Below are 26,984 nucleotides of genomic sequence, written 5' to 3' on the forward strand. Positions count from 1 at the left end.
GTGATATTTAGCGAATTTATTGATTCGATATGACTATTTCTTCAGACGTTGCTCAATAGCGTCCATTAACATACCAGTAATAGAAACGTCAGGGAATGCGGCTTCAATCTCTTTGATACAGGTTGGGCTGGTGACGTTAATCTCGGTTAATTTATCGCCGATGATATCCAGACCAACAAACACTAAACCTTTCTCTTTCAGGATTGGCGCGACACTGCGGGCGATTTTCCAGTCGCTTTCACTTAATGGTCTAGCTTCGCCTCGTCCACCTGCGGCTAGATTGCCACGAGTTTCGCCCTGCTTGGGAATACGGGCCAGACAGTAGGGAACAGGTTCTCCATCAACCACCAGAACGCGTTTATCTCCATCGGTGATTTGAGGAACAAAGTTTTGCGCCATGCAGTAACGAGTACCGAGTTCCGTCAGGGTTTCAATAATGACTGACAGGTTAGGATCGTTTGGTTTGACGCGGAAGATCGAGGAACCACCCATACCGTCCAGCGGTTTCAGAATGATATCGCCGTGTTCAGCATAGAATTTACGGATATGCTCCGCACTGCGGGAAACCAGCGTCGATGGCGTAAGTTCTGGGAACCAAGCGGTAAACAGTTTTTCATTACAGTCGCGCAGGCTTTGAGGTTTATTAACGATCAGCGAACCTTTTACTTCGGCTCGCTCCAGAATATAGGTGGCGTAAATATATTCGGTGTCGAACGGCGGGTCTTTACGCATCAGAATGACATCAAGATCGTGTAGGGCAATATCTTGTTCACACTGAAAATCAAACCAATGCTCTTTATCATATTGAACCGACAGCTTACGCGTACGGGCTCGAGCTTCACCGGTATGCAGATAAAGGTCGTTCATTTCCATATAATGAAGCTCCCAGCCACGCTTTTGCGCTTCTTGTAGCATGGCGAAGCTGGAGTCTTTTTTGATGTTGATGGATGAAATAGGGTCCATCACAATGCCGAGCTTGATCATGTATATCTCCTTTATCCCAGATCGCCGAAACGAATCTGTAGTGCGGCAATCGCGGTTAATGCAGCAGTTTCTGTCCGCAGAACCCGAGGGCCGAGTAGAATATCTGTAAAATGGTGGCGTGCAGTCATATCAATCTCTTCTTGTGATAGCCCGCCTTCAGGGCCAATAAGCAGGCGGATATCCTTCACCGGAAGCGATAAGGTATTAATACTTTGGCTGGCGCGAGGATGCAGGTTTAATTTAATACCCTGTTCTGGTTCCGCACACCAGGCTTCAAGATTCATCACCGGGCGAATTTGCGGAATGCGGTTGCGCCCGCATTGCTCACAGGCAGCAATGGCTATTTTTTGCCACTGTTGAACCTTTTTCTCCAGTCTTTCTTTGTCCAGCTTAACGCCACAACGTTCTGAAATGAGAGGAGTGATCGTATTAACCCCCAGTTCAATCGATTTCTGGATAGTAAACTCCATCTTTTCGCCGCGGGAAATAACCTGCCCAAGGTGAAAGTTGAGTGGTGATTCCAGATCTTCTAACCGTTGCTCGGTGACTTTAACGCGTACCTGCTTTTTATCGGTTTGAGTAATTTCAGCATCGAAGACAAAGTTGCTGCCGTCAAATAAACAGATTTGTTGGCCGGTTTGCATGCGGAGTACTCGACCGACGTGATTCGCCGCGTCGTCGCTTAGGGCAAGGTCGCTGGTTATTGTTAGCGGTTCGGGGTGATAGATGCGGGGAATTCGCATAGTTTTAATCTATTTCCGGTATATCCCTATGATAAATAAAACTAATCCAACCAATTTATCAAAGGAATCATAAAATTATTAACTGAATTGAATAAGCTTAATATTGTAACCCAGACAGTTCAACCTTGCTTGGCTTTCAATATTAATAAATGGTTATGGTTAGAGGAAAGAAAACAGGGAACCATCAGAGTGTCTCCCTGTCTTTAGGTGCTTATTAGCCGGGATAACGATCGCCGACGTTGGCTTTGCTATACCATGCGATCAGTTGTTGAGTACCGGGTTGACCTTCTGCGGGAGCCCATGACATAAAGTCTTGTTCAGCAATTGGCTGATAGCCTCCCTGTTTAACTTCAAAAATCACGCCCTGATGATCTAATGAAAGCACTGAATGCCAGGTATTGGCTGGCATTTCCAATACCGCACACTCTTCACCCAAAACCACTCTACGAATAACGGTTCCTTCATCGTCATAGTTCAGCACAATAAATCTTCCGCGTAACGGCAGCAATAGCTCAAAAGTATGGGGATGACGATGCGGGCGAATATAGGTACCGGGTTCCATTGCAATAGCCAGACGTTGAACGGGATCGTTTAACTCCGGGTGAAAATTGACGTTGGCCCGTAAGCGAGCAGCATGGGCGGCGGTATCACTTAACTGCAATAAATTATCAGTGGTTATTTGTTTCATTGTTTCAGCGGCACCAGAAAAATAGATGGTTCAATTTACACCATATTTAGGTTAGAAGGCCAGATCCCGGCTTTATTCTCGTCATTTTGCTCTAAAGCCAAACGTTGTTAGTAGGTTAAATCGAGATGATTCGCTACGCACTTTCTTCGGGCCATTCATCATGTGAATGTTTACTACGGCTACGCGTATCGGTTTTCACCAGAATGACGATAGAGAATAACAGGCAACGCTCCATTAAGGTCTGGCAGCCATACTCACCTCGTCATCCTGACGAAAGTCAGGATCTCGTCCTTAGGCTAAATATTGTTATTAGCCTTGAGTATTTGTCCGCATTTTTTACAACGGTATTCGCTCTCTTTACGCAATATTTTATTGTGCCGGCGAACGGTCAATAAGTGGGTCTGACAGAGACAGGAGTAGGGAAAGGTATTGCCCTGAACCGAGCGTACGTTGAAATTGTGGGTTCGGTTGGCGGGTACGCCAAGCACTTTTTCCATCATCCACTGCCATTCACTACCGTGAGGAGAAACGCGACCAAATTGGCGATAGACCAGTAAGTGTGCCAGTTCATGAGGAATGACTTCATCAATAAATTGCTGGCCGTTTTCCACCAGTAGAATAGTGTTTAGCCTAATTTCCCAAAGTGTCAGATGAGCCGTACCGGCACTGGTTCCGCGTTGGCGGTAAGTGATTTTAGGCTCAGGATATTGGCTATCTAAGTGGGCGTTGGCCTGTGCCAGATAGTGGCGTAGGCAGCGCATAACGGCTTGTTGGCTGGCAATAGGAATGCGAAGTGTGGTCATGGCGATAGCATAGCGATGCGCTACGCATTGGGCAATAAAAAATGGCGTGAGGGTAAGGTTACCTTCACGCCATCATACCGGCTACTATATTACTTTATGCCAGCGGCATCGCGCAGCAGCGCGGCTTTATCTGTTGCTTCCCATGGGAACTGCTCGCGACCAAAGTGACCGTAAGCTGCCGTTTGCTGATAGATTGGTTTAATCAGATCCAGCATTTTAATTAATCCATAAGGACGCAGATCGAAGAACTCACGCACTAACTGGATTAAACGCTCTTGGGAGACTTTCTCGGTACCAAAGGTTTCCAGCATGATAGAGGTGGGTTCTGCTACGCCGATAGCGTAGGAAACCTGAAGTTCACAGCGATCGGCCAGACCCGCGGCAACGATATTTTTCGCCACATAACGTGCCGCATAGGCCGCTGAGCGGTCAACTTTAGAGGGATCTTTACCGGAGAAAGCACCGCCGCCGTGGCGCGCTGCACCACCGTAGGTATCTACGATAATCTTACGGCCAGTTAAACCACAGTCACCCATTGGTCCACCGATAACAAAGCGGCCAGTTGGATTGATAAAATATTTGGTGTTGGATGATAACCATTCTGCCGGTAAAACGGGCTTAATGATGTTTTCCATCACGGCTTCTTGCAGCTCTTTCTGACCAATGTTTTCAGCGTGTTGGGTGGACAGAACTACTGCGTCGATGCCGCTAATTTTGCCATTGTCATACATGAATGTGACCTGGCTTTTGGCATCTGGACGTAGCCAAGGCAAGGTACCATCTTTACGTACCTGAGCCTGACGTTCCATCAGACGGTGCGCATAGGTAATCGGTGCCGGCATTAGCACTTCAGTTTCATTGGTGGCATAGCCAAACATAATGCCTTGGTCGCCTGCGCCTTGTTCCAGTGGATCGGTACGGTCGACGCCCTGATTAATATCCAGAGATTGTTTACCAATCGCGCTTAACACGGCGCAAGAGTTAGCATCAAAACCCATATCTGAATGGGTATAGCCAATATTACATACGGTACGACGAGTTAACTCTTCGATATCAACCCAAGCTGAGGTGGTAATTTCACCGCCAACTAAAACCATGCCGGTTTTGATGTAGGTTTCACAAGCAACGCGCGCTTTAGGATCCTGCTCGAGGATTGCATCAAGCACGGCATCAGATATCTGATCGGCAATTTTATCAGGATGCCCTTCAGATACGGATTCGGAAGTAAACAGGTGTTGAGCCATTTATTCTTTTACCTCTAAGACTGTTTAAATGCGATGCGATGTTTTCTCTTTGTCGGTGGCGCTGAATCAGAGCGTCTAAATTACTCGATAAAAGGAGAACGCGTATGCAGATAAAGGATTTACAAATATGTTGGTTAATCAGTATAGACGGATTAACATCTGGATGGCTATTCTAAGGATTTGCTATCGCGATTACCAGTTGTTTTTTGGCTGTAGTGAATTAACTTTTTGTTATGAAATGAATTTATATTATTTCGCTAAACTTTGTTAAATCTGCCACTGCCTGCTCACACCGTTAAGATAAAAATATCGATGCATTTATCTCACTAAACCGGGTGATCTCTAACGCCTTGATAGCATCAAGTAGCAACGGCTAACCGTTTAATTATCATTAGCTTTGTAATAACGACATTTTTTTCACCGATAACTGGGGTTTTGTCAGGCTGTCTGATAGGGCAGATACTCAGTTGACGCTAAATTCATATTATCTTTTTTATTAATTGATTTTTAATGATTTTTTATCTCGCTTATTGACAGCTATCTGACTGACATATCTGTAAACAAAAATTTTGCCGTCCTGAGGCGGATCGGGCTATTAACAATATGAAATGGCAATATTATCGTCTATCCTTAGGCGGTCGTATCGTCAGGGGAGTTACCCACCAGTGCTGTCCTGAGAAATATGAAATAATCGGGTGATTTTCACCGTTCAGTTACTCAGAGCGTTTTGTCCTGCGCTCCAGGTTCTAAGAGGCTTATGTTGTTATGACAAACGGTTCCGCAAGCAAAATGATGCGTACTTATAACGTCGCTCACTGGGGGGGTGGCTACTATGGTGTGAATCATTCAGGCCATATTACTGTTTGTCCAGATCCTGATATGCCCGAAGCACGGGTGGATCTGGCTAATTTGGTGCAGGAAATGAAGGAAAAGGGACAGCGTTTGCCGTCTTTGTTCTGTTTCCCACAAATACTTCAGCACCGTTTGCGTTCTATTAATGCCGCGTTTAAGCGCGCTCGTGAATCGTTTGGTTATGAAGGCAACTACTTTCTGGTTTACCCGATTAAAGTGAATCAGCAGCGCAGAGTTATCGAGTCGCTGGTGAATTCTGGTGAGCCTCTAGGTCTGGAAGCTGGTTCAAAGGCCGAGTTAATGGCGGTGTTGGGCCATGCCGGTTTTACCCGTTCGGTGATTGTTTGTAACGGTTATAAAGACCGGGAATATATCCGTCTGGCGTTGATGGGTGAAAAGCTAGGCCATAAGGTTTATCTGGTCATTGAAAAAATGTCTGAGATTAATATGGTGCTGGAAGAAGCAAAACGTCTGGATGTGGTTCCACGTCTCGGTGTACGTGCTCGTTTGGCATCTCAAGGCTCTGGTAAATGGCAGGCCAGCGGTGGTGATAAGTCTAAATTTGGTCTGTCAGCATCACAGGTTTTGACGCTGGTGGATATGCTGCGTAAAGAAGATTGCCTAAGCAGCCTGCAACTACTGCATTTCCATTTAGGATCTCAGCTTTCGAATATTCGTGATATCGCAACCGGCGTGCGTGAGTCGGCGCGCTTCTACGTTGAACTGCATAAATTAGGTGTGAATATTCAATGCTTTGACGTGGGTGGTGGACTTGGGGTGGACTATGAAGGTACCCGTTCCCAATCGGACTGTTCAGTTAATTACGGTTTGAATGAGTATGCCAATAATGTGATTTGGGGAATTGGTGAAGCCTGTAATGAACATGGCTTACCGCATCCAACGGTGATTACCGAGTCAGGCCGGGCGGTAACTGCTCATCATACGGTATTAGTGTCTAACGTTATTGGGATTGAGCGTAACGAGTTTGATGCGCCGCAGCCGCCGGATGAAAATGCGCCGCGTGCTTTGTGCAGTTTATGGGATACCTGGTTGGAAATGCATGAGCCGGATAACCGCCGTTCTTTGCGTGAATGGCTGCATGATAGCCAACTGGATCTGAACGATGTTCATACTCAGTATGCTCATGGCATGTTGGATCTCACTTATCGCGCTTATGCTGAACAACTGTATCTGGCGATTTGCCATCAGATTCAGTTACAGCTTGATCCTAGTAATCGGGCTCACCGTCCAATTATTGATGAGCTGGATGAACGTATGGCGGATAAGCTGTACGTTAACTTCTCACTATTTCAGTCAATGCCTGATGCATGGGGTATCGATCAGCTGTTCCCGGTTTTACCATTGAGTGGTTTGGATAAAGATCCTGAGCGTCGTGCGGTACTTCTGGATATCACTTGCGACTCTGATGGGGCTATTGATCATTATATTGATGGTGACGGTATGGCGACCACCATGCCAATGCCACCGTATGATGCCGATAATCCACCGTTATTGGGCTTCTTTATGGTAGGTGCCTATCAGGAAATTTTGGGCAATATGCACAACCTGTTTGGTGATACAGCATCAGTAGACGTATTTGTTTTCGCTGATGGGACCGTTGAAGTTGAACAATCAGAGGAAGGCAACACCGTTGCTGAGATGCTGGAATATGTTCAGCTCGATCCAAAAACCCTGATGACTCGTTATCAAGAGCAGATTAAGAACGCTAATCTGAGTCCGGATCTTGAAGCGCAGTTCCTGCAGGAGTTTGAAGCTGGCCTATATGGCTATACTTATCTGGAAGATGAGTAACTCAGTCGTTAATGGGTGGATGCTAACAGGTATCCACCCAGTTAGTTTTTATCAGCAGAGGGTCTAGCCCTGCAAATAGGTACGTATCCCATCCAGAAACATCTGAGTTGATATCATCACCAGTATTAATCCCATCAACCTCTCCAGTGCATTAACACCTTTTTCACCCAGAATTCGCAAGAATAAATCTGACATCATCAGGATAATGGCCGACAGTGCCCAGGCAATAAGCAAAGCAATGGCCAGGTAACCCAGTCGATTAGGGTATTGATGGGACATCAGCATGAGCGATGCCAGTATTGAAGGGCCAGCAACCAACGGGATTGCCATCGGTACCAGAAAAGGTTCTTCACCTACAGGTAACCCGGATACAGAACTGCTTTCGGCAGAGGGAAAAATCATTTTAATGGCGATCAGGAAAAGTATGATCCCCCCTGAAATGGAGACGGTTTCGGTGCGTAGATTAAGAAAGCCGAGTATCTGTTCGCCGGTAAATAAGAAGATCATCATGATGACCAGCGCAATGATCATTTCTCTGATAACGATAATGCGACGGCGTTTAGCATCAAGATGCTTCAGAATCGACATAAAAATCGGCAGATTCCCTAATGGATCCAGAATTAAGAAAAACAGTACAATTACCGATGTCATTTCTACCATGTGAAAGCCCAATTCAGGTGTGATCTTAGTTATATACTACTAGCAAATAGGTTGTTATATCTTAATATTACGTACCGAATATTATTAGTTAATATAGCCGGGTGAGTCTAATTAACTGATAAATATATTTATTTTAAGTAAAAGGGCGAGGGTCGTTTCTCAAGGATTTTTCTTGAAGATGAATAGAATCCAGACCATAATTCAGCTTGGTATCATTAATCCATTTTCTAAAAAATCCCTTTCTCGTCGGGTGCATGATTCTGACGCGGAGGGATTTTTTTATCGGTAATTCGTTTGCTTTCTGTTGTTATGTTACATCACGGCATGAAGTAAGCACTGACATTCTGAGGAATACGATGAATAGCACGCTGGGTAATAAGGCTGATAATTCACTGGTCTCCAATGCTTTTGGTTTTTTACGTTTTCCGCTGAACTTCCAGCCGTATGAAAGTGATGCTGAGTGGGTTATCACCGGTGTTCCTTTTGATATGGCGACTTCAGGCCGTTCCGGTGCGCGCCATGGGCCGGCAGCGATTCGTCAGGTCTCCACCAATCTGGCTTGGGAATCCAGCCGCTGGCCGTGGTCGTTTAAGCTGAAAAATAAGCTGAAAGTGGTTGACTGCGGCGATGTGGTTTTCAACTTTGGTGACGCTCAGGATATGAGCGAGCAGCTTCAGGCGCATGCCGAACGCCTTCTGTCAGCCGGTAAGCGTATGCTTACTTTTGGTGGCGATCACTTTGTTACTCTGCCTTTGCTACGAGCTCATGCCAAACAGTTCGGCAAAATGGCGCTGGTGCATTTTGATGCCCATACGGATACCTACTCCAATGGCAGTAAGTTTGACCACGGTACCATGTTCTATCATGCGCCAAATGAAGGCTTAATTGATCCAAACCACTCGGTGCAAATAGGTATTCGTACTGAGCATGATGCAGATAATGGATTTACCGTTTTGGATGCGGCTCAGGTTAACGAGCGTGGTGTGGATGAAGTGGTTGCCCAGATTAAACAGATCGTAGGGGATTTACCGGTTTATCTGACGTTTGATATTGACTGCCTTGATCCGGCTTTTGCTCCGGGTACCGGCACGCCAGTATGCGGTGGACTGACTTCCGATCGCGCTTTGAAAATTCTGCGTGGACTACAATCGCTGAATATTGTTGGTATGGATGTGGTGGAAGTTGCGCCATCTTACGATCATGCTGAGATTACCGCGTTGGCGGCTGCAACGGTTGCGTTGGATATGCTGTATATACAGGCAGCAAAAAAGTAGTGCCAAAACTGTAATTGAAAAAGCCGGCTGAGAGCATTCTCAACCGGCTTTTTTATTGAGCTGTTATTTTGGTGTGCGGGTTTGCAGCATAACCCAGTCTGCATAGGCATCGATAAAGCTTTGCAGGAAACCTTTGGTTCTCTCGGTGAGTGCTCCGCTTTCTTCAAAAATTGTTCCAGCATTGCTGATATAAGCTTCTGGCTGCTGCATACAAGGGATATTCAAAAACACCAGTGACTGACGTAGGTGGTGATTGGCACCAAAGCCGCCAATAGCGCCAGGGGAAGCACTAACTACCGCACCAGGCTTACCCGACCAGGCACTTTGACCATACGGGCGGGAGCCGACATCAAGGGCATTTTTTAAGGCCGCCGGTACTGAACGATTATATTCCGGGGTAACAAACAGCACAGCATCCGCCGCTTTGATTTTATTTCTGAATGCCGTGTATTGAGCCGGAGCAGGGGTGACGTCAATATCTTCGCTATAGAGTGGTAAATCGCCGATCTCGACAATTTCAAGTTTGATAGAAGAGGGAGCCAGTTTAGCCAAAGCCAGAGCGATCTTCTTGTTGATAGATTCTTTGCGCAAGCTGCCGACTAAAACAGCTACATGTTTCACTTGACTCATAAGACTACTCCTTTACATATCATTGATGGTTTATTCGATATTATGTCAGCCTGAATAACGTTATAGGCAATACAGTGAGCCTGTATCATGGCAGGATATAGATAAAAGATAGTTGATAATCATGATGTTGGCAAAATATAACGCAACGTCGAATGCTTTTATTGATTAGCAGTTACCGTAATGATGTTACTCAGTTGTGGCAGGCTAGCATATATATGTTGGCGATTTTGTGGCTGATATCGAGGTTATGAGATTTGGTCAGGAAAGCAGAAACAAAAAATCCGGAGGAATATAATTGCTCCGGATTTAAGGCTTGTCAGATAATGCACCGATCGCCTTGGCGTTCAATGCATTAATCTTTCAGGTCTTATTTACCGCCGTCAGCAGAGATACGTGCTCTGATTGCATCAGCACGCTCTTTAGAACCTGGGTGAGAACTCATTAAGCTAGCGTCACCACCGCCTAGTTTATCAAACGCTGTTGCCAGAGCTTTAGTGTTCAGTTTTCTAGCTTTCAGGTAGTCGTAAGAATAACCATCAGCTTCAGATTCTTGTGATTGAGAGAATTGAGCATTAACGATTTGGTGGGCAAAACCAGAGATCTGGTCAGCACTGATAAGTTCAGTTACTTTACCGGCATGCTTGTTCAGTAAATCAGTTGCAAATCCAGCAGCTTTGTTTGATGCGATCGCAACCTGGAATCTTTTCTTGGTATGGCCTAATTCAACGTGACCAATTTCGTGACCGATTACACCAGTTACTTCGTCATCAGTCATTAAATCCATCAGACCGCTATAAACACGGATACAGCCGTTAGCCATTGCCCATGCGTTTACGTCTTCAGTTAGGTATACCTTATAGTTTAATGGTTGACCATTAACATTATTGCCTAATTTCTTGGCAATTTTGTTCAGGCGCTTGGTGTATTTGCTGTTTTTGCCAGCAATTTTGGATTCTGAGTCCATTTGTGCACAAGATTGGTCAGAAAGGGCCTTTACTTCACCATCACTAATTGTAACAGAGGAAACTAAAGCATCGCCAAGACTACCGTTTTGACAACCAGCTAACATGGTTGCTGATGCTAAAGTCAATGCCATTAAAGTAGAACGTAATTTCATAAAACTATCTTCCTATGATTATATGATTTTTAAGCCTTCGAGACTGGTCCTATCCAGCTAGCGGATAATACCAATAAAGAGTGGGCATGTCATGAGTAAATGAGACGAGAATATGTAATAAATCATAAATATCTTTTTATTGTTAATTATGATTTATTTCACACGACTAGATCGGGGTTGCCGTTTTCGTGCTGGCTTGAGAAGATAAGCCAGTTTTTCCCTATTTTGAGCCAGACCCTCGTATTCCAATCCTAAAATGGAGTTAATAATGCCTTCTCATAAAGAACTCGCTAACGCTATCCGCGCCCTGAGTATGGATGCGGTGCAAAAGGCCAATTCCGGCCATCCCGGTGCCCCGATGGGCATGGCGGATATCGCCGAAGTGCTGTGGCGCGGTTTCCTGAACCATAATCCAACTAACCCTAACTGGGTGAATCGCGACCGCTTTGTACTTTCCAACGGCCATGGCTCGATGCTGATTTATAGCCTGCTGCACCTGACCGGTTATGACCTGTCTATTGATGACCTGAAGCAGTTCCGTCAGCTCCATTCGCGCACCCCGGGCCATCCGGAATACGGCTATGCACCGGGCGTAGAAACCACTACCGGCCCGCTGGGTCAGGGTATCTGTAATGCGGTGGGTATGGCGATTGCTGAACGTACCTTAGCGGCGCAGTTTAACCGTCCAAATCATGAGATTGTCGACCATTACACTTATACCTTTATGGGTGATGGCTGCATGATGGAAGGGGTTTCCCATGAAGCTTGCTCACTGGCAGCGACCCTGAAGCTGGGCAAACTGATTGCGTTTTATGATGACAACGGTATCTCTATCGACGGACACGTTGAGGGCTGGTTTACCGATGATACGGCGATGCGTTTTGAAGCCTATGGCTGGCACGTTATTCGCGGTATTGATGGCCATGATGCAGACGCTATCCGTCAGGCGGTTGAGCAAGCACAAAAAGAAACCGGCAAGCCTTCTCTTTTAATGTGTAAAACCGTGATTGGTTTCGGTTCACCGAATAAGGCCGGTACTCACGATAGCCATGGTGCACCGTTAGGAGCCGCTGAAGTAGCCGCTACCCGTGAAGCATTGGGCTGGAAATATGAGCCGTTTGTTATTCCTCAAGATATCTATGCCGACTGGGATGCGAAAGCCGCCGGTCAGGCCAAAGAACAGCAGTGGGATAAGCAGTTTGCCGCCTATCAGGCCGCCCATCCAGCTTTAGCCGCTGAGTTTAAACGTCGTGTGAATCATGAACTACCGGCGAACTGGGCCAGCGAAGCGCAGACGTTTATTGAACAGCTTCAGGCTAACCCAGCCAACATTGCCAGCCGTAAAGCCTCACAGAATGCCCTGGAAGCCTTTGGTAAAGTGTTACCGGAATTCCTTGGTGGCTCTGCCGACCTGGCACCCAGCAACCTGACCATGTGGTCGGGCTCGAAGTCAATTGTTGACGACCTGGCGGGTAACTATATCCATTACGGCGTACGTGAGTTTGGTATGTCGGCCATCATGAACGGGATTGCGCTACACGGCGGATTTATTCCTTACGGCGCCACCTTCCTGATGTTTATGGAATATGCCCGTAACGCGGTACGCATGGCGGCGCTGATGAAAATTCGCAGCGTGTTTGTCTATACCCACGACTCCATTGGTCTGGGTGAAGATGGTCCAACGCACCAGCCGGTAGAGCAAATGGCCAGTTTGCGTCTGACGCCAAATATGAGCACATGGCGTCCGTGTGACCAGGTTGAATCGGCAGTGGCGTGGAAATATGCCATTGAGCATTTAACTGGCCCAAGTGCGCTTATCTTCTCTCGTCAGAATCTGGTTCAACAGCCGCGCACCGCGGAGCAATTGGCGAACGTGGCGCGGGGCGGCTATATCCTGAAGGATTGCGCTGGAGTGCCTGAGCTGATTCTGATTGCCACTGGCTCTGAAGTGAGTCTGGCGGTTGATGCGGCGGCGAAACTGACGGCAGAAGGTCGTCAGGTGCGCGTGGTTTCCATGCCATCAACCGAAGTGTTTGACCGTCAGGATGAGAACTACCGTGAGTCGGTGCTGCCATCAGCGGTAAGCGCTCGCGTGGCCGTGGAAGCGGGTATTGCCGATTTCTGGTTCAAGTATGTGGGCTTAAATGGCCGTATCGTAGGCATGCACAGCTTTGGTGAATCTGCACCGGCAGACCAGCTGTTTGCTGAGTTTGGCTTTACGGTGGATAACGTGCTGACGCATGCGCGTGCGTTGTTGAAGTAAGATTGTTTTAACGTGTAGCTAGCCCCGATAGTTATATCGGGGCTGAAACTGCTGACAAAGTCATTTAATTTGAATTCAACGAGCGTCGGGCCTAGGCTTCTTAGGGGCGCTTCGGCTGGCAAGCCAGCTACGACCCCAACAGAACCCTCTCCCTCCGATTGCGTGTATTCGGACTTTGTTATCAATCAAAAGCCCTGATATCAATATCGGGGCTTTTTGTTTCATTGGTCGTTGCAAGCTTTAAACTCCTCTCTAATATTAATGGCAATTTTTCTTTCCTCTTTCTGTTTTCACCTTGATAGATTTTTTGGGCTACTGAAACATTATTCTGTGGTAATCGCGGCGAGATTTTCGTAATCTGTAGCTACTTGCTGAAGCGTTTCAGTTTGGGCGCGAAACAACAAGGATTTGCGAGTAGAACCTTGCGATAGCCGTTGATACGGACAATTCGCTAGGGATATCACAGACAAGCGGCGATATCACGAATAGAATAGGTCAGTTAATCTTAGTTATACTTTTCGTGTTATCATTCGCAACATCGTTTGTCCGGTATGTTAAATATTTTTAGCCATGATGTTAGTTTAGAGTTTAGCCATCTGCTGATATCATGTGCGGTAAGTAATTTTTATTAAATAACAGCGCTATTTGATCGAGTTTAGCCGGGGCCGGGTGAGTGCTGATGGGGCGACTGGACGCTGGTAACTTTAAGAGAATTAACAAGAGGATTCACAATGACTGTAATTAAGATGACTGATTTGGATTTGGCGGGTAAACGTGTACTGATTCGCGCTGACCTTAACGTGCCGGTGAAAGATGGCAAAGTAACGTCTGATGCCCGTATTCGTGCATCACTGCCGACTATCGAATTAGCGCTGAAGCAGGGTGCTCGCGTTATGGTGACTTCTCACCTGGGTCGTCCGACTGAAGGTGAATATAATGAAGAGTTTTCTTTATTACCAGTGGTTAACTACTTAAAAGCAGCCATCAAAGCGCCAGTGCGTTTAGCGAAAGATTATTTAGACGGTGTTGATGTCGCAGAAGGTGAGTTAGTTGTTTTGGAAAACGTTCGCTTCAATAAAGGCGAGAAAAAAGACGAAGAAACGTTATCCAAAAAATATGCCGCCCTGTGTGATGTTTTCGTGATGGATGCGTTCGGTACTGCTCACCGTGCTCAGGCTTCAACCCATGGCGTTGGTAAATATGCGCCGGTTGCCTGTGCAGGTCCACTGCTTTCTGGTGAACTGGAAGCGTTGGGTAAAGCATTAGGTAACCCGGCTCGTCCGATGGTGGCTATCGTTGGTGGTTCTAAAGTATCAACTAAACTGACGGTTTTAGGTTCTCTATCTAATATTGCTGACCAGTTAGTGGTTGGTGGTGGTATCGCCAATACCTTTATTGCAGCTCAAGGCCACAATGTAGGTAAGTCCCTGTATGAAGCGGATCTGATTCCTGAAGCGAAAAAGCTGATGGAAAACTGCCATATTCCTGTTCCTACCGATGTTCGTGTTGCAACGGAGTTTTCTGAAACTGCAGCGGCTACCATGAAGTCTGTTGCTGATATTAAAGATAATGAGCAGGTTCTTGATCTGGGTGATGCTTCTGCCGAAGAGTTGGCGGCTATTTTGAGAAATGCCAAAACTATTCTATGGAATGGCCCGGTAGGTGTATTTGAATTCCCTAACTTCCGTAAAGGTACTGAAATCATTGCTCAGGCTATCGCTGAGAGTGACGCTTTCTCTATCGCCGGTGGTGGTGATACGCTGGCAGCAATCGACCTGTTCGGTATCGCAGATAAAATTTCTTATATCTCAACGGGCGGAGGTGCTTTCCTTGAGTTTGTTGAAGGCAAAAAACTTCCGGCTGTTGTGATGCTAGAAGAACGTGCAAAAGGTTAATCCAATATGACGGGAGGCAAATGCCTCCCGTTTCTTCTATTATTTATCGGATAAGGTGTTTTTTATCCATCAATAACCAATGAAAAATAGGACGAGTAGCATGTCTAAAATTTTTGATTTCGTAAAACCGGGTGTGATCACTGGTGATGATGTTCAGAAAGTCTTCAAAATTGCTAAAGAGAATAATTTCGCATTACCTGCAGTAAACTGCGTAGGTACTGATTCTATCAACGCGGTTATTGAAGCAGCGGCGAAAGTTCGCGCTCCGGTTATCATTCAGTTTTCCAATGGTGGTGCTCAGTTTATCGCCGGTAAGGGCATGAAACTGGAAGGTCAGGGTAATGCTATTGTGGGTTCCATTTCTGGTGCTAAACATGTGCACCTGGTGGCCGAGCATTATGGTGTGCCGGTTATTCTGCATACTGACCACTGTGCGAAAAAACTTTTACCATGGTTAGATGGCTTGTTAGATGCCGGTGAAAAACACTTTGCTGAAACCGGTAAACCGCTGTTCTCTTCTCATATGATTGATCTGTCAGAAGAGTCGCTGGAAGAAAATATCGAGATCTGTAGCAAATACCTGAAGCGTATGGCTAAAATTGGCATGACGCTAGAAATCGAACTGGGCTGCACCGGTGGTGAAGAAGATGGCGTAGATAACAGCCATCTGGATAACTCTGCGCTATATACTCAGCCAGAAGACGTTGATTACGCTTATGAAAAATTAAGCGCGATTAGTCCACGTTTCACCATTGCCGCTTCTTTCGGTAACGTTCACGGCGTTTATAAGCCGGGTAACGTGCAACTGACGCCAAAAATTCTGCACAACTCACAAGAATACGTTTCCAAGAAACATAACCTGCCGCACAACAGTCTGGATTTCGTCTTCCACGGTGGTTCAGGTTCTAGTGCCGAAGAAATTAAAGAAGCTGTTAGCTATGGCGTAGTTAAAATGAATATCGATACCGACACCCAATGGGCAACATGGGAAGGTGTTCTGGAATACTACAAGAAAAATGAAGGCTATCTGCAAGGCCAATTGGGTAACCCTGAAGGTGCAGATAAACCAAACAAGAAATACTATGATCCACGCGCATGGTTACGTGCTGGTCAGGTCACCATGATTGCTCGTTTAGAGAAAGCATTTAAAGAACTGAACTGCATCAACGTACTGTAATCGTATTCGATTACTAACCGATAGTACTTAAAACCCCGGCAGGAAACTGCCGGGGTTTTGTTTTAGTACTTAAAGGGACTAACAATAATCAGAAACTGTCCTGTTGCAGGTAGCTCCAGGCATATTGTGCATAGAACTCCGCCCCTTTAGCCATCGCATCTTCATCAATGTTAAAGCAACCATGGTGATGTGCCCAGTCAGTGCCTTTATCAGCATTGCCGGAACCGACCAGAGCAAAACAGCCGGGAATATTTTCAATATAGAAGCTGAAGTCTTCACCGCCTGTGGTTGGCTTTTCGGTAAACAACGTGTCATCGCCAAATGCGCTACGTACGACGGATTGCGCCAATAGAGCACTGCGTTCTTCGTTGATCACCGGTAATGTACCGTAAATATATTCTACTTTGGCGGTTGCGCCATATATGGCGGCAGTGTGTTCAGCATAACGTTCCAGTGCCGCTTTAAGGCGTTCACGAGTCGCGAGATTAAAGCAGCGAACGGTACCGTCTAATACGGCATTTTCGGCAATAACGTTGAAACGGGTACCAACTTCCATTTTTCCAATGGTTACTACCGCAGGCTCCAGCGGAGAGGTTTCACGGGAAACGATAGCCTGTAGGTTCATGACGAAAGAGGAAGCGACAACCGCAGCATCAACGCAGGCTTCCGGCATGGAGCCATGCCCGCCGCGGCCTTTAAAGGTCACTTTTAATAGATCGGCAGAAGCAAAGGTAGAGCCAACATTACAGGAAATTTTTCCAGAAGGAGAGGTAGACCAAATATGCATACCAAACACATTATCTACCCCCTCAAGCGCGCCTTGCTTAATCATTTCGATGGCGCCCTGAGCAATTTCTTCTGCGGGTTGAAAAATCAGACGAACATTACCGCGCAACTGTTCTCTGTTTTCATATAGCGCTTTGGCTGCGGTAAGTAACATTGCTGTATGCGCATCGTGACCACAAGCATGCATTTTACCCGGTGTTTGAGATTTATAGCTCAGGCTATCATTGAGTTCTAATACCGGCAGGGCATCGATATCAGCGCGCAAAGCCACGGTTTTACCCGGCTTGCCACCTTTAATATCGGCAATAATGCCGGTTGGCTTAGTCAGGCGGAAGGGAATGCCAATGGCTTCCAGCGCTTCAGCGATTTTTTGGGTTGTACGAACCTCTTCCCACGGTAACTCTGGGTGAGCGTGTAAATCACGGCGGAACGCGATCATTTGATCCAAATGTTGTTTAATGGATGCCGCGATATTTGAATTAGTCATGCTGAGTTGCCTCTGTTATCTCTTTTACCGTATGAAAAATGACGTCTACGCCCTTTTGGATTTGTTCATAATCTGTCCACTCGTCCGGATGATGGCTTAATCCATTGCGGCTGGGAACAAAAACTAAACCGACGTCGGTGATGCCAGCAAAAATCATGGCATCATGTCCGGCTCCACTCACCATTGTACGGCTACTTAGTCCCAATTGATTGCTGTGTTTTTGTAAACGTTGATGCAGTTCAGGATTAAGTGGTGTCGGCGATACATAGAGCGGTTGCTCGACCTGAACAGTAATGCCTTCACCACTATTTTGCTGAATACAGTCTTTGGTCAAGGTAATGACCTGATTCAGTTTTTCTTCGCTTTTTGAACGGATATCCACGGTGAAAACGACCTTGTTAGGGATCACATTTGCACCGTTAGGGAAGACCTGAAGTTTACCGACGGTTGCGACAGTCGCTTCGCCAGCCTGACGAGCAAAATCACCGACTTGGCTGACAACTCGGCTGGCAACGACCAGCGCATCCTGACGGTTATCCATTGGTGTGGTGCCGGCATGTCCAGCTTTACCGCTGATAGTAACTACTAACTGGGTTATGCCGACAATGACATCGACTAATCCGATATCTGTACCATGCTGTTCTAACACTGGCCCCTGTTCAATATGCAGCTCAATAAAGGCTTTTAGAGAGTCGGGTGAGCGAATAACGCTGCTAACGTCATCGGCATTAAATCCAACGTCAGCCATACGAGCTGCGGCAGAAATACCTTGAGCGTCGCGTAACACATGGAGTTCATCCGCACTGACTTTACCTGCAATCGCGCAGGAGGCCAGCAGCCCTCGGTCAAAGCTGGCACCTTCTTCTTCCACTAATGCGACAACTTCTAACGGGTAATGCGGAGTCAGTTTATGCTCATGGAATAAGGTGGCAATTTCCAGACCCATAACCACCCCCGCAGGGCCGTCAAAGGCGCCACCATTGGGAACTGAATCAAAATGGGAGCCAATCATAACCGAAGGAAGCGTTGCGTCTTGGCCAACCAGTTTGCCAAAAATATTACCAATGGCATCTTCTCTGACGGTTAAACCGACGGCCAGCATTTGCGCTTTAATATACTCGCGCGCTTGTTGTCCCTGTTCGCTATAGCTCATTCGGGTTGTCCCCTGACCCGGCGTGGCGGTAAATGTCGCTATTTGCTCTAGGTGGCGCTGAATTCTGTCTGTATTCGCGTATGTCATATCTTATCCTGCGATTGGCGCAATGTATCCGACCATGATGCCTGCCAGTACCACGGAAACCATGGTGACGGAAATAAAACCACCAACCAGCATCGGCCCTAACATATGGTTAGTGAGAAGCTGACGTTCTTTCTCGTCTTTGGTTAATGCATTAATCGCTTCATTGGTAATGATGTAATCAGCAGGGAAACCGTACAAAGCAGTTAACGAAATGGCAAAGGCCATTTCCATGCTAACCCCCAGAATTTTGCCGACCACCCAAGACACCAGGAACATACCAACAATGGCTACGCCAATTAATACCACCATGGGGAACAGCAGTCGTAATAGCATCTCTGGTGTGGCTCTGTTTAAGGTATCGAAAATAAACAGCATCAATACCATAACCGCGAAGCCAAAGCCGTTGGCTTTTTGCAGTGAATGTCTTTCCAGAAAACCGAAGGACGCTGCGATAACCCCAAATAGCAGACACAATACAAATGGACTGATGCTGACGTAAGGTGCGGTTATTGATGAAGCCAGATAAGCCAGATAGGAGATAAAAGCGAGTCGTACAAACTTAAAGTAACTGGTGTTGTAGTGAGACGGAATCTTACTGAACATGCTTGGCATTTTCTCATCCGAGACCACGGTGGTTGGTTCGTGTTTATCACTAGCGGCAGTGTTCTGAGCCGTATCATGCCATTCACCAGAACGGTATTTTGTGAGTACTCGCTTTCCTTCTCGTTGCAGCATTATTGCTGTTAATGGATAGCCAGCAAATCCTTGCATAACGTAGATCAGAATGGCAAATACCGATAGATCGACTAACCCGGCGTCTGCCGCACCCTTTGACATAATAATGGCTGAAACAATACCGCCAACCAGTGGGGGAATGGTGACAATGGCCGTGTTAAGGTCAAACAATATGATACAGGTAGCGAATACTGCGCTGGCAATACCGGCAATACCCGCCAGAGAAATCAGGATGGTTTTCCATTGTCTGGCAAGTTCACGCAAGGAAAGTAGGGTGCCCATATTGGTAATGAGCAAATACATCATCATCACGGCGACGGGGGTAGTGATACCCGCCAGACTGACAATATCTTTAGGGAAGAAGGTCCAATAGCCGACCAGAAATAATACGGCACAAACGAAAACTGATGGAATCCATGCTTTAGTTCTGACCGAGACGGCATCGCCGATATATAAGATTAATACAATTAATAAAAGAGCTAACATCTGTGACATGGGGAACTTCCATTGTTATCTTTTTAAGATTATCGATTATTTTGGTATTTAACTCTGATTTCTGCCATGAATTCGGTGAATGGCTCTATCTTTAAGCTAAAGAGTGATTATTAAATAGAAGGTTAAACTACTTTGAATTGTTTGCCGTTGTCAATGACGATTGTATTAATGGTTAAGCTAACCGTTGGATAAATAAGCAAAACTTGATGAATTATTATCGGCTTAACCACATTTGTTAAATTCAGCGGTGTTCGGTTTGATTGTTTATAATTTATTCAGTTACCAAAGCGTGTTGAGAATATATTTTTAAATCCAACATGATTATCTATAATATCCATCTTTGTTAAGATAATGCGTCATCTATCATTAGTCATTTGGTTTTTTGTTTTATTAACGCGTGTTAAATAGGGGAACATTTTTATGAATGATATCGACATTGGCGGCCAACTTAGTCACTTTGATAACTGGCTATCGGCAAATAGGAATTTATTGATCGATTCTGCCATTAATATCGCTATTGCATTTGTCATTCTTATTATTGGGTTAATCATTGCCCGTGTGATAGCCAAAGTTATTATGAAGTTGATGAACTCGCGCGGTATTGATTCAACCGTTAGTCAGTTTGTTTCAGCTTTGATTCGCTATGGCATCATCACATTTACCATTATTGCTGCCTTGGGGCATGTCGGTGTTCAAACCGCTTCAATCATTGCGGTGTTAGGTGCTGCGGGTTTGGCCGTAGGTCTGGCCTTACAGGGATCGTTGTCCAACTTTGCCGCTGGCGTTATTTTGGTCACCTTCCGCCCGTTTCGGGTTGGTGAGTTTATTACTTTCGGCGCTACCAGCGGTACGATTCAAAGTATCCATATTTTCTCCACCACGCTAAATACAGCTGATGGCAAAATGGTGGTGGTACCAAACAGCAAAGTTATTGCTAATGAGATTATCAATTTTTCTCGCGATCCTAATCGCCGGGTTGAGATTATGGTCGGTGTAGGATACGAAGCTGATATTGATTTAGTGAAGAAGGTGTTGGGGGAAGTTATTGAACGAGATCCTCGTATTCTGAAAGATCTTGGGATAACGATTCGTTTAAATGAAATGGCGGCATCTTCCCTGAATTTTGTGGTTCGCGCATGGGTTAAAAATGCGGATTTTGCTAATGTTTATTTTGATTTAATGGAAGATTTTAAACGTGTGCTGGATGCCAATAAGATTAATATTCCTTATCCACAGATGGACGTTCATTTATATAAAACTGCTGAGGCAGTTAAAGACGTTAATTAAGGGATATCCAATCACTAATATCAGTCAGGGGAGAGCTATAAGTTTCTTCCTGACTGAATTTCACTCCACTATTAGCTACGCCTAATGGGCAATAAGAATTATCCATTTCTCTCCATTAACATCACAAGTTAGTCTATCGCTCTATTGAGTTTATTGATTAACAGACGTGAGGAATAATGTGCTGCTAACCTACTTTCAAGGCGTCATGTTGGGTATGGCGATGATCCTGCCTATTGGGCCACAAAATGCGTTAGTTTTATCTCAGGGAATGCGCCGTCAGTTTCCAGTGATGGTGGCATCACTTTGTGCGATAAGTGATGCCATTTTGATTTCTTTTGGCGTATTTGGTGGTGGTGCATTGCTATCTCAGTCGCCGATTTTATTACAAGTGGTAACGTGGGGCGGTGTACTGTTTCTGGCTTGGTATGGTTGGGGCGCATTTCGTGAGGCATTTAAGACTGGGGAGAATGTCTTTAGCCTGGATGCTCAAACATCCAATACTCGCTATCGAATTATGCTCACGGTTTTAGCGGTGACTTGGCTCAATCCACATGTTTATCTGGATACGGTCGTGGTGTTAGGTAGTCTTGGCGAACAATTTGGCGATTTACGATTGTGGTTTGTTATTGGCTGCGTTACCGCCTCTATTGTCTGGTTTTTTTCACTGGCGTTATTGTCAGCTTGGCTGGCGCCGTGGTTGCAGAAAAGTAACGCCCAGCGGGCGATTAATCTGGTGGTTGGCATTGTGATGTGGGTGATTGCTTTTCAGTTAGCCAGACATGCTTTATCAAGCCTATTCGGATAGTGGTAAAATTCAGGTTTAGTCAGCTAAACGTTAGAATGTTGTAAATGTAGTTGCCATCCTGACCTATAATTCTATGATTGGGGCAATCAAAGCATGAATGATTCATGTGTGCCATGAGGTTATTTTCCGAGGAGATTGTATGAAGTTAAAAACGTTAGCGATGGCGGCCATGGTTGCGATGTTACCGATGACGATGCAGGCGGCAGAATTACCTGATGGCCCGCATATTGTCACTTCAGGTACCGGAACCATAGAAGTTAAACCTGATATGGCTACGCTATTAATTGAAGTGAAAGTGTCTGCGAAAGATGCGGCTACGGCTAAGAAACAGAATGATGAACGCGTCGCTAAATATATGGATTTTTTAGAAAAAAATGGTATTGCTAAAGCGGATATTGATGCGGCTAATCTGCAAACTCGGTTGGAATACAATTATCCTAACAGTAGTGCCAGTAGCAAAGTCGTTAAAGATTATGCTGCAGTGCGTCAGGTCAAAGTGACGGTACGCGATTTGGATAAATTGAATACCCTGTTAGACGGTGCTTTAGCCGCTGAGCTAAATGAAATCCGTGATGTGAGCCTAGGCGTGGCTAAAGACGAAAGCTACCGTGCCGAAGTACGTAAAAAAGCGGTTGATAATGCCATTGCTCAGGCCAACAGCTTGGCTAAAGACTTCGGCGTTAAGCTGGGGCCGGTATTTAGCATCCGCTACCGCGCACCGAATAATGCTCCGGTACCGATGATGATGCGTGCTTATAAAGCTGCTGACTCTGCATCAGCATCCAGCGCAGATCAAACTTATCAACAGCAAACCATCAGCTTTGACGATCAGGTTGATGTGGTGTTCGATATTCAGCGCTAATGCTGATTAAATCTGTCTTAATACCTGACGCCCATAGCTAAGCAGGGCGTCAGTAACCCCTCTCATAATTTTGCTTTCCGGTGAGAAACGATGCCAGTAAAGCATTCTTCGTTGACATAAGCCTGGGGTTAAATCCATTAATTCGCCGTTAGCCAGTTCCCTTTCTATCTGCAAATGAGGAATCATACAGCAGGTGGTGCCCTGTTTTGCCAGTTGTACAAAGGCTTCAGAGGAACTCACAATATGGCAAGGAACGCTGCCCGGCGGTAGGTCGAAGTTTTGTTGTAAAAAAGCCTGATGCATATCATCCAAATGGTCGAATGCCACCGCAGGGGCTTTTAGTAAGGCAGAACGAGTGACACCGTTAGGGAAATAGCGTTCAGCAAAGTCTGGCGAGGCCACAAAGATATAATCCAGTGCACCAAGCTGATCGACGAGACAGCGGGGTAGAGCCTGTGGCTGAATACTCACTGCACCCACCACTTCACCCAGACGCAAGCGCTCCTGGGTTCGAGTTTCATCTTCAACCTGTAGGTTTAAACGAATTGGTGAGTCTGACAGCACCGGTTTCAGTGCCGGCAATAGCCAAGTCGCCAAGCTGTCGGCGTTAACAGCAAGGGAGAGTTGCAATGGTGACTCGGAGCTTCCTTCATCGTTAAGCCACTCGTCTTCCAGCAATTCAACTTGATGCAACAGAGCTAATAGTTTCTGTCCTTGTTCCGTCGGTCGGGGAGGAACGGTACGAATCAGTAATGGCTGCCCGTAAAGATATTCCAACTGTTTAATCCGTTGAGATACGGCTGATTGCGTAATGCAGAGTTTTTGCGCCGCGCGTTCAAAGCCGCGTTCGCGAATCACTGCATCCAGCGCTTGAAGCACGCGATAATCTGGGCGTTTCATTCCTAAGTATTCTCCATTCAATCAGACCGACACTTACACTATGCCATATTTTTCTACTTGTCGTCTGCTTCTGACAGGTTTCACTGTATTGCTACCTGGGTTACTCTATAATCATCACACTTTTTACTGGCTAGGTAGAGATCACCATGACGCAAGATGAACTGAAAAAGGCAGTAGGTTGGGCGGCATTAAAATATGTCCGTCCCGGAACAATTGTTGGTGTAGGTACGGGGTCAACGGCTGCACATTTTATCGATGCTTTAGGCTCGATAAAAGATCAAATCGAAGGAGCGGTGTCCAGCTCTAATGACTCAACCGAGAGGTTAAAAAAACTGGGTATTCCGGTTTTTGACTGTAATGATGTGGATTCTCTCGATATTTACGTTGATGGTGCCGATGAAATCAATGGTCATATGCAGATGATCAAAGGTGGTGGTGCGGCGCTAACCCGCGAGAAGATTATTGCTGCTATCTCTCGCAAGTTTATTTGTATTGCTGATAGCTCAAAACAGGTTGATATTCTGGGCGCTTTTCCGTTACCGGTTGAGGTAATTCCGATGGCGCGTTCCTATGTGGCCAGAGAATTGGTGAAATTAGGCGGACAGCCGGAATATCGTCAGGGTGTGGTCACCGATAACGGTAACGTGATTTTAGACGTGCATAATCTTAAAATTATGGATGCGGTAGCGCTGGAAAATAAAATTAATAATATTGCCGGTGTGGTTACCGTTGGGCTGTTTGCTAATCGTGGTGCTGATATCGCATTGATTGGTACCCCTGAAGGCGTGAAAGTGATCGAATAGCTGTAGCGCTTAATGATGGCTCCCGGATTTTTAATGTCTTATAAAGTCCGGGAGATGACAAAATTAATTACATATAATTAAAAAAGCCTAATTTAGTGATATATATCACATTTGAAGATTATGTGATGTAAAGTCGCTGTTAACTCCGGTCTGAGTCAGAATAAACCACCTAAATTAAATCATTCTTATATGCCTTCTGCTAATAGAGGGAGAGTTGATTGTATTGCTGTAACTTCTATTTTTGATATGTTGGTTAAACAGGGCTTAGAAAATAATCATAAGGCAAGGTTCAACAGATGGTAAAAGTATCGTTAGAAAAAGAGAAGATTAAGTTTCTTCTGGTTGAAGGCGTTCACCAGAGTACGGTTGATAACCTGCGCGCGGCGGGATATACCAATATTGAATACCATAAAGGTGCATTAAGTGATGATGAGCTGAAAGTGGCTATTCGTGATGCGCATTTTGTGGGTATTCGTTCCCGTACTCACCTGTCGGCCGATGTGCTGGCAGCAGCGGAAAAGCTGGTGGCAATTGGTTGTTTTTGTATCGGTACTAATCAGGTTGACCTGCATGCGGCAGCGAAACGCGGTATTCCTGTGTTTAACGCACCGTTCTCCAACACGCGTTCCGTTGCAGAAATGGTTTTAGGTGAGACTTTACTGTTACTGCGTCGTATTCCCGAGTCGAATGCTAAAGCGCATCGCGGTGAGTGGAGTAAGCTGGCGGTTGGCTGTTATGAAGCGCGTGGTAAAATTCTGGGGATTATCGGTTATGGACATATCGGTACTCAATTGGGAATTTTAGCCGAATCTATTGGTATGAGAGTGATGTTCTACGATATTGAGAACAAACTGCCATTAGGTAATGCTCAGCAGGTTCATCATTTATCCGATCTGTTGAATATGAGTGATGTGGTTACGCTACACGTGCCGGAAACGGCCAGCACTAAAAATATGATGGGTCATAAAGAGCTATCATTGATGAAACCGGGTTCAGTGTTGATTAACGCTTCTCGTGGCACGGTGGTTGATATTCCGGCATTGTGTGAAGTACTGGAAAGCAAGCATTTGTCTGGTGCTGCGATTGATGTGTTCCCTACTGAACCAGCCACTAACCAAGATCCGTTTGTATCACCATTATGCGCATTCGATAATGTGCTAATCACCCCGCATATTGGTGGCTCAACTCAGGAAGCTCAGGCAAATATCGGTACTGAAGTGGCCGGTAAGTTGGCGAAGTATTCTGATAATGGTTCTACGCTGTCTGCGGTTAACTTCCCGGAAGTTTCTTTACCAGCGCCGAGTGAGAACGTAAGTCGGTTACTGCATATTCATGAAAACCGTCCGGGCGTACTGAACCAGATCAACCATATCTTTGCGGAAGAGGGCATTAACATCGCCGCTCAATTTCTGCAAACCAACAATGATATTGGCTATGTGGTTATTGATATCGAGACCGATCGTGCTGATGAAGCGTTAGATCATATGAAATCGATTCAGGGTACGATCCGCGCCAGACTTTTATTCTGATGCTGTTTTTTTGTAATTTAGGTGGTCCAAGAGCTTAATGTTTGTCAGTTAAGTTTAATGACAGCGAAAGTTTCGCCCACTATCAGTACAGAGAATAAATCAATGAGGGAACACGCCCATCATCCTTGATGGGCGTGTTCCCTCACTCAGTTGTCGGCTGAATTCCAGCGCTCATTAGAAAGGGCGAGAGATAAAAATTACCCATGGTTGGTACTAAACCTGACCTTCACTACCATGAGCCTTCATATTCATCATTAACTCGTCAAAAAAACGTTCGAAGGCCTGAAAGCCATCGCTGATGGCGTTAGTGGCATCGTTCATTTCTTGATTTGAGTATTCTATTGTATCAATGAGCTCTTCTTCACTTCCAATGGAGTGACCTGTCTCGTGGCTGAAATGAATATTTCCACAGAATTCAAGAGGAAACGCTGAGTCTTTGGTGATTTGAGATAATGTGTCAAAGGTGACGTTTCCCGTTGCTTCCATTATTTCGATCACCACTAACCTTATTTTAGCGGGTTTATCCGTGAGTAACTTGATGAGCTGATAAGTTAATAAGCGGCTGTTTTTAATATTTTCTGACCACAGGAATTCCAGATTATCTGTCAATGAGCCCTGTTTATTCAATCCAGTGCTTTGTAGATCGTTTAAAAACCATGGCCAATGATTAGCATCTTCCCGTGCGTGTTGATTAACAGCATGCTCCAGATCGTTAGATGGATTTTGAAAGGGTAAGATAAACTTGTTTATATCGCTGAAGCTCATAACAAAGTGGGCGATATTAGGAAGAAATGACAGCCTTTGGGATAGCGGTACGGTCTTGTCTGTTAAGAATGTAAGAAATTCATGACGGGCAAATTTCTGTTTGTTTTGTTCTATGAGCGTGGAAAGTTTAGTCATGATTTCACCCTAC

Annotated in this window: 23 protein-coding genes; 10 read left to right on the forward strand and 13 right to left on the reverse strand. The window is 45.5% G+C overall.

Annotated elements, in window-relative coordinates; genetic code table 11:
* Positions 1 to 33: 33 nt before the first annotated feature.
* The 5 genes from gshB to metK all read right to left on the reverse strand — a co-directional run bounded on the left by gshB (position 34) and on the right by metK (position 4,462).
* On the reverse strand, positions 34 to 984 hold the full coding sequence (gene gshB, locus EL341_RS02665) for a glutathione synthase (protein WP_074820337.1): 951 nt from the start codon (positions 982 to 984) through the stop codon (positions 34 to 36).
* 11 nt (positions 985 to 995) lie between these two features.
* Complete coding sequence (gene rsmE / locus EL341_RS02670) at positions 996 to 1,727, reverse strand: 16S rRNA (uracil(1498)-N(3))-methyltransferase (RefSeq protein ID WP_047779934.1); 732 nt, start codon at positions 1,725 to 1,727, stop codon at positions 996 to 998.
* 214 nt (positions 1,728 to 1,941) lie between these two features.
* Entirely contained in the window at positions 1,942 to 2,415 is a 474-nt protein-coding gene (locus EL341_RS02675) for a WbuC family cupin fold metalloprotein (protein ID WP_074820335.1), read from the reverse strand.
* A gap of 296 nt (positions 2,416 to 2,711) precedes the next feature.
* The gene (locus tag EL341_RS02680; RefSeq protein ID WP_074820333.1) at positions 2,712 to 3,218 is read right to left on the reverse strand and encodes a SprT family zinc-dependent metalloprotease; all 507 of its coding nucleotides are present in this window, start codon (positions 3,216 to 3,218) and stop codon (positions 2,712 to 2,714) included.
* 89 nt (positions 3,219 to 3,307) lie between these two features.
* Positions 3,308 to 4,462 (reverse strand): methionine adenosyltransferase, encoded by a 1,155-nt coding sequence (gene metK / locus EL341_RS02685; RefSeq protein ID WP_047779937.1) that lies wholly within the window; start codon positions 4,460 to 4,462, stop codon positions 3,308 to 3,310.
* A 765-nt stretch (positions 4,463 to 5,227) separates the two neighbouring features.
* Between metK and speA the strand changes: the two genes are divergently transcribed.
* Positions 5,228 to 7,126: a biosynthetic arginine decarboxylase gene (gene speA / locus EL341_RS02690; protein ID WP_047779938.1), complete on the forward strand. Its 1,899-nt coding sequence runs from the start codon at positions 5,228 to 5,230 to the stop codon at positions 7,124 to 7,126.
* A 63-nt stretch (positions 7,127 to 7,189) separates the two neighbouring features.
* Here the strand turns inward: speA and EL341_RS02695 are convergent, their stop codons facing one another.
* Positions 7,190 to 7,786, reverse strand: coding sequence for a YhgN family NAAT transporter (locus EL341_RS02695; protein ID WP_047779939.1), 597 nt, complete (start codon positions 7,784 to 7,786; stop codon positions 7,190 to 7,192).
* Between the two features lie 356 nt (positions 7,787 to 8,142).
* Between EL341_RS02695 and speB the strand changes: the two genes are divergently transcribed.
* Positions 8,143 to 9,060, forward strand: a complete 918-nt coding sequence (speB, locus tag EL341_RS02700) for an agmatinase (protein ID WP_074820332.1) — start codon at positions 8,143 to 8,145, stop codon at positions 9,058 to 9,060.
* Between the two features lie 63 nt (positions 9,061 to 9,123).
* Here speB and EL341_RS02705 read toward each other — a convergent pair whose 3' ends face one another.
* Positions 9,124 to 9,690: an NADPH-dependent FMN reductase gene (locus tag EL341_RS02705; protein ID WP_047779941.1), complete on the reverse strand. Its 567-nt coding sequence runs from the start codon at positions 9,688 to 9,690 to the stop codon at positions 9,124 to 9,126.
* A 367-nt stretch (positions 9,691 to 10,057) separates the two neighbouring features.
* Positions 10,058 to 10,807 (reverse strand): M48 family metalloprotease, encoded by a 750-nt coding sequence (locus EL341_RS02710; protein WP_074820330.1) that lies wholly within the window; start codon positions 10,805 to 10,807, stop codon positions 10,058 to 10,060.
* A 268-nt stretch (positions 10,808 to 11,075) separates the two neighbouring features.
* On the opposite strand from EL341_RS02710, the gene tkt reads away from it, so the two are divergent.
* The 3 genes from tkt to fbaA all read left to right on the forward strand — a co-directional run bounded on the left by tkt (position 11,076) and on the right by fbaA (position 16,142).
* Positions 11,076 to 13,070: a transketolase gene (tkt, locus tag EL341_RS02715; protein WP_047779943.1), complete on the forward strand. Its 1,995-nt coding sequence runs from the start codon at positions 11,076 to 11,078 to the stop codon at positions 13,068 to 13,070.
* A gap of 731 nt (positions 13,071 to 13,801) precedes the next feature.
* Positions 13,802 to 14,965 carry a phosphoglycerate kinase gene (gene pgk / locus EL341_RS02720; protein WP_047779944.1) on the forward strand — a complete coding sequence of 388 codons (1,164 nt, stop codon included), beginning with the start codon at positions 13,802 to 13,804 and terminating at the stop codon, positions 14,963 to 14,965.
* Between the two features lie 100 nt (positions 14,966 to 15,065).
* The gene (gene fbaA, locus EL341_RS02725) at positions 15,066 to 16,142 is read left to right on the forward strand and encodes a class II fructose-bisphosphate aldolase (protein ID WP_047779945.1); all 1,077 of its coding nucleotides are present in this window, start codon (positions 15,066 to 15,068) and stop codon (positions 16,140 to 16,142) included.
* A gap of 88 nt (positions 16,143 to 16,230) precedes the next feature.
* Here the strand turns inward: fbaA and EL341_RS02730 are convergent, their stop codons facing one another.
* Genes EL341_RS02730 through EL341_RS02740 form a run of 3 tightly spaced genes read right to left on the reverse strand, consistent with a single transcriptional unit; the run spans position 16,231 to position 19,885 of the window.
* Positions 16,231 to 17,415 carry a M20 family metallopeptidase gene (locus EL341_RS02730; RefSeq protein WP_126466943.1) on the reverse strand — a complete coding sequence of 395 codons (1,185 nt, stop codon included), beginning with the start codon at positions 17,413 to 17,415 and terminating at the stop codon, positions 16,231 to 16,233.
* A complete protein-coding gene (locus EL341_RS02735) occupies positions 17,408 to 18,655 on the reverse strand; it encodes a Zn-dependent hydrolase (protein ID WP_126466946.1) in 1,248 nt (415 codons plus the stop codon). The genes EL341_RS02730 and EL341_RS02735 overlap by 8 nt, the downstream gene beginning before the upstream one ends.
* Before the next feature lie 3 nt (positions 18,656 to 18,658).
* On the reverse strand, positions 18,659 to 19,885 hold the full coding sequence (locus tag EL341_RS02740) for a hypothetical protein (RefSeq protein WP_047779948.1): 1,227 nt from the start codon (positions 19,883 to 19,885) through the stop codon (positions 18,659 to 18,661).
* A gap of 420 nt (positions 19,886 to 20,305) precedes the next feature.
* Between EL341_RS02740 and mscS the strand changes: the two genes are divergently transcribed.
* From mscS to EL341_RS02755, 3 genes are all read left to right on the forward strand, one after another.
* On the forward strand, positions 20,306 to 21,172 hold the full coding sequence (mscS, locus tag EL341_RS02745) for a small-conductance mechanosensitive channel MscS (protein WP_114986203.1): 867 nt from the start codon (positions 20,306 to 20,308) through the stop codon (positions 21,170 to 21,172).
* Between the two features lie 178 nt (positions 21,173 to 21,350).
* Positions 21,351 to 21,977 (forward strand): arginine exporter ArgO, encoded by a 627-nt coding sequence (gene argO, locus EL341_RS02750; protein ID WP_074820327.1) that lies wholly within the window; start codon positions 21,351 to 21,353, stop codon positions 21,975 to 21,977.
* A 139-nt stretch (positions 21,978 to 22,116) separates the two neighbouring features.
* On the forward strand, positions 22,117 to 22,839 hold the full coding sequence (locus tag EL341_RS02755; RefSeq protein WP_047779950.1) for an oxidative stress defense protein: 723 nt from the start codon (positions 22,117 to 22,119) through the stop codon (positions 22,837 to 22,839).
* 6 nt (positions 22,840 to 22,845) lie between these two features.
* On the opposite strand, the gene EL341_RS02760 is transcribed toward EL341_RS02755, so the two are convergent.
* Positions 22,846 to 23,739 carry a LysR family transcriptional regulator ArgP gene (locus tag EL341_RS02760; protein WP_047779951.1) on the reverse strand — a complete coding sequence of 298 codons (894 nt, stop codon included), beginning with the start codon at positions 23,737 to 23,739 and terminating at the stop codon, positions 22,846 to 22,848.
* A 146-nt stretch (positions 23,740 to 23,885) separates the two neighbouring features.
* Between EL341_RS02760 and rpiA the strand changes: the two genes are divergently transcribed.
* Both rpiA and serA read left to right on the forward strand, forming a co-directional pair.
* Positions 23,886 to 24,542, forward strand: coding sequence for a ribose-5-phosphate isomerase RpiA (gene rpiA / locus EL341_RS02765; protein ID WP_074820325.1), 657 nt, complete (start codon positions 23,886 to 23,888; stop codon positions 24,540 to 24,542).
* 296 nt (positions 24,543 to 24,838) lie between these two features.
* Complete coding sequence (gene serA / locus EL341_RS02770) at positions 24,839 to 26,071, forward strand: phosphoglycerate dehydrogenase (protein WP_074820322.1); 1,233 nt, start codon at positions 24,839 to 24,841, stop codon at positions 26,069 to 26,071.
* Between the two features lie 213 nt (positions 26,072 to 26,284).
* Here serA and EL341_RS02775 read toward each other — a convergent pair whose 3' ends face one another.
* Positions 26,285 to 26,971: a hypothetical protein gene (locus EL341_RS02775; RefSeq protein ID WP_126466948.1), complete on the reverse strand. Its 687-nt coding sequence runs from the start codon at positions 26,969 to 26,971 to the stop codon at positions 26,285 to 26,287.
* Positions 26,972 to 26,984: the final 13 nt, after the last annotated feature.

The sequence above is a fragment of the Pragia fontium genome, from assembly GCF_900638655.1.
GTDB classification, from domain to species: domain Bacteria; phylum Pseudomonadota; class Gammaproteobacteria; order Enterobacterales; family Enterobacteriaceae; genus Pragia; species Pragia fontium.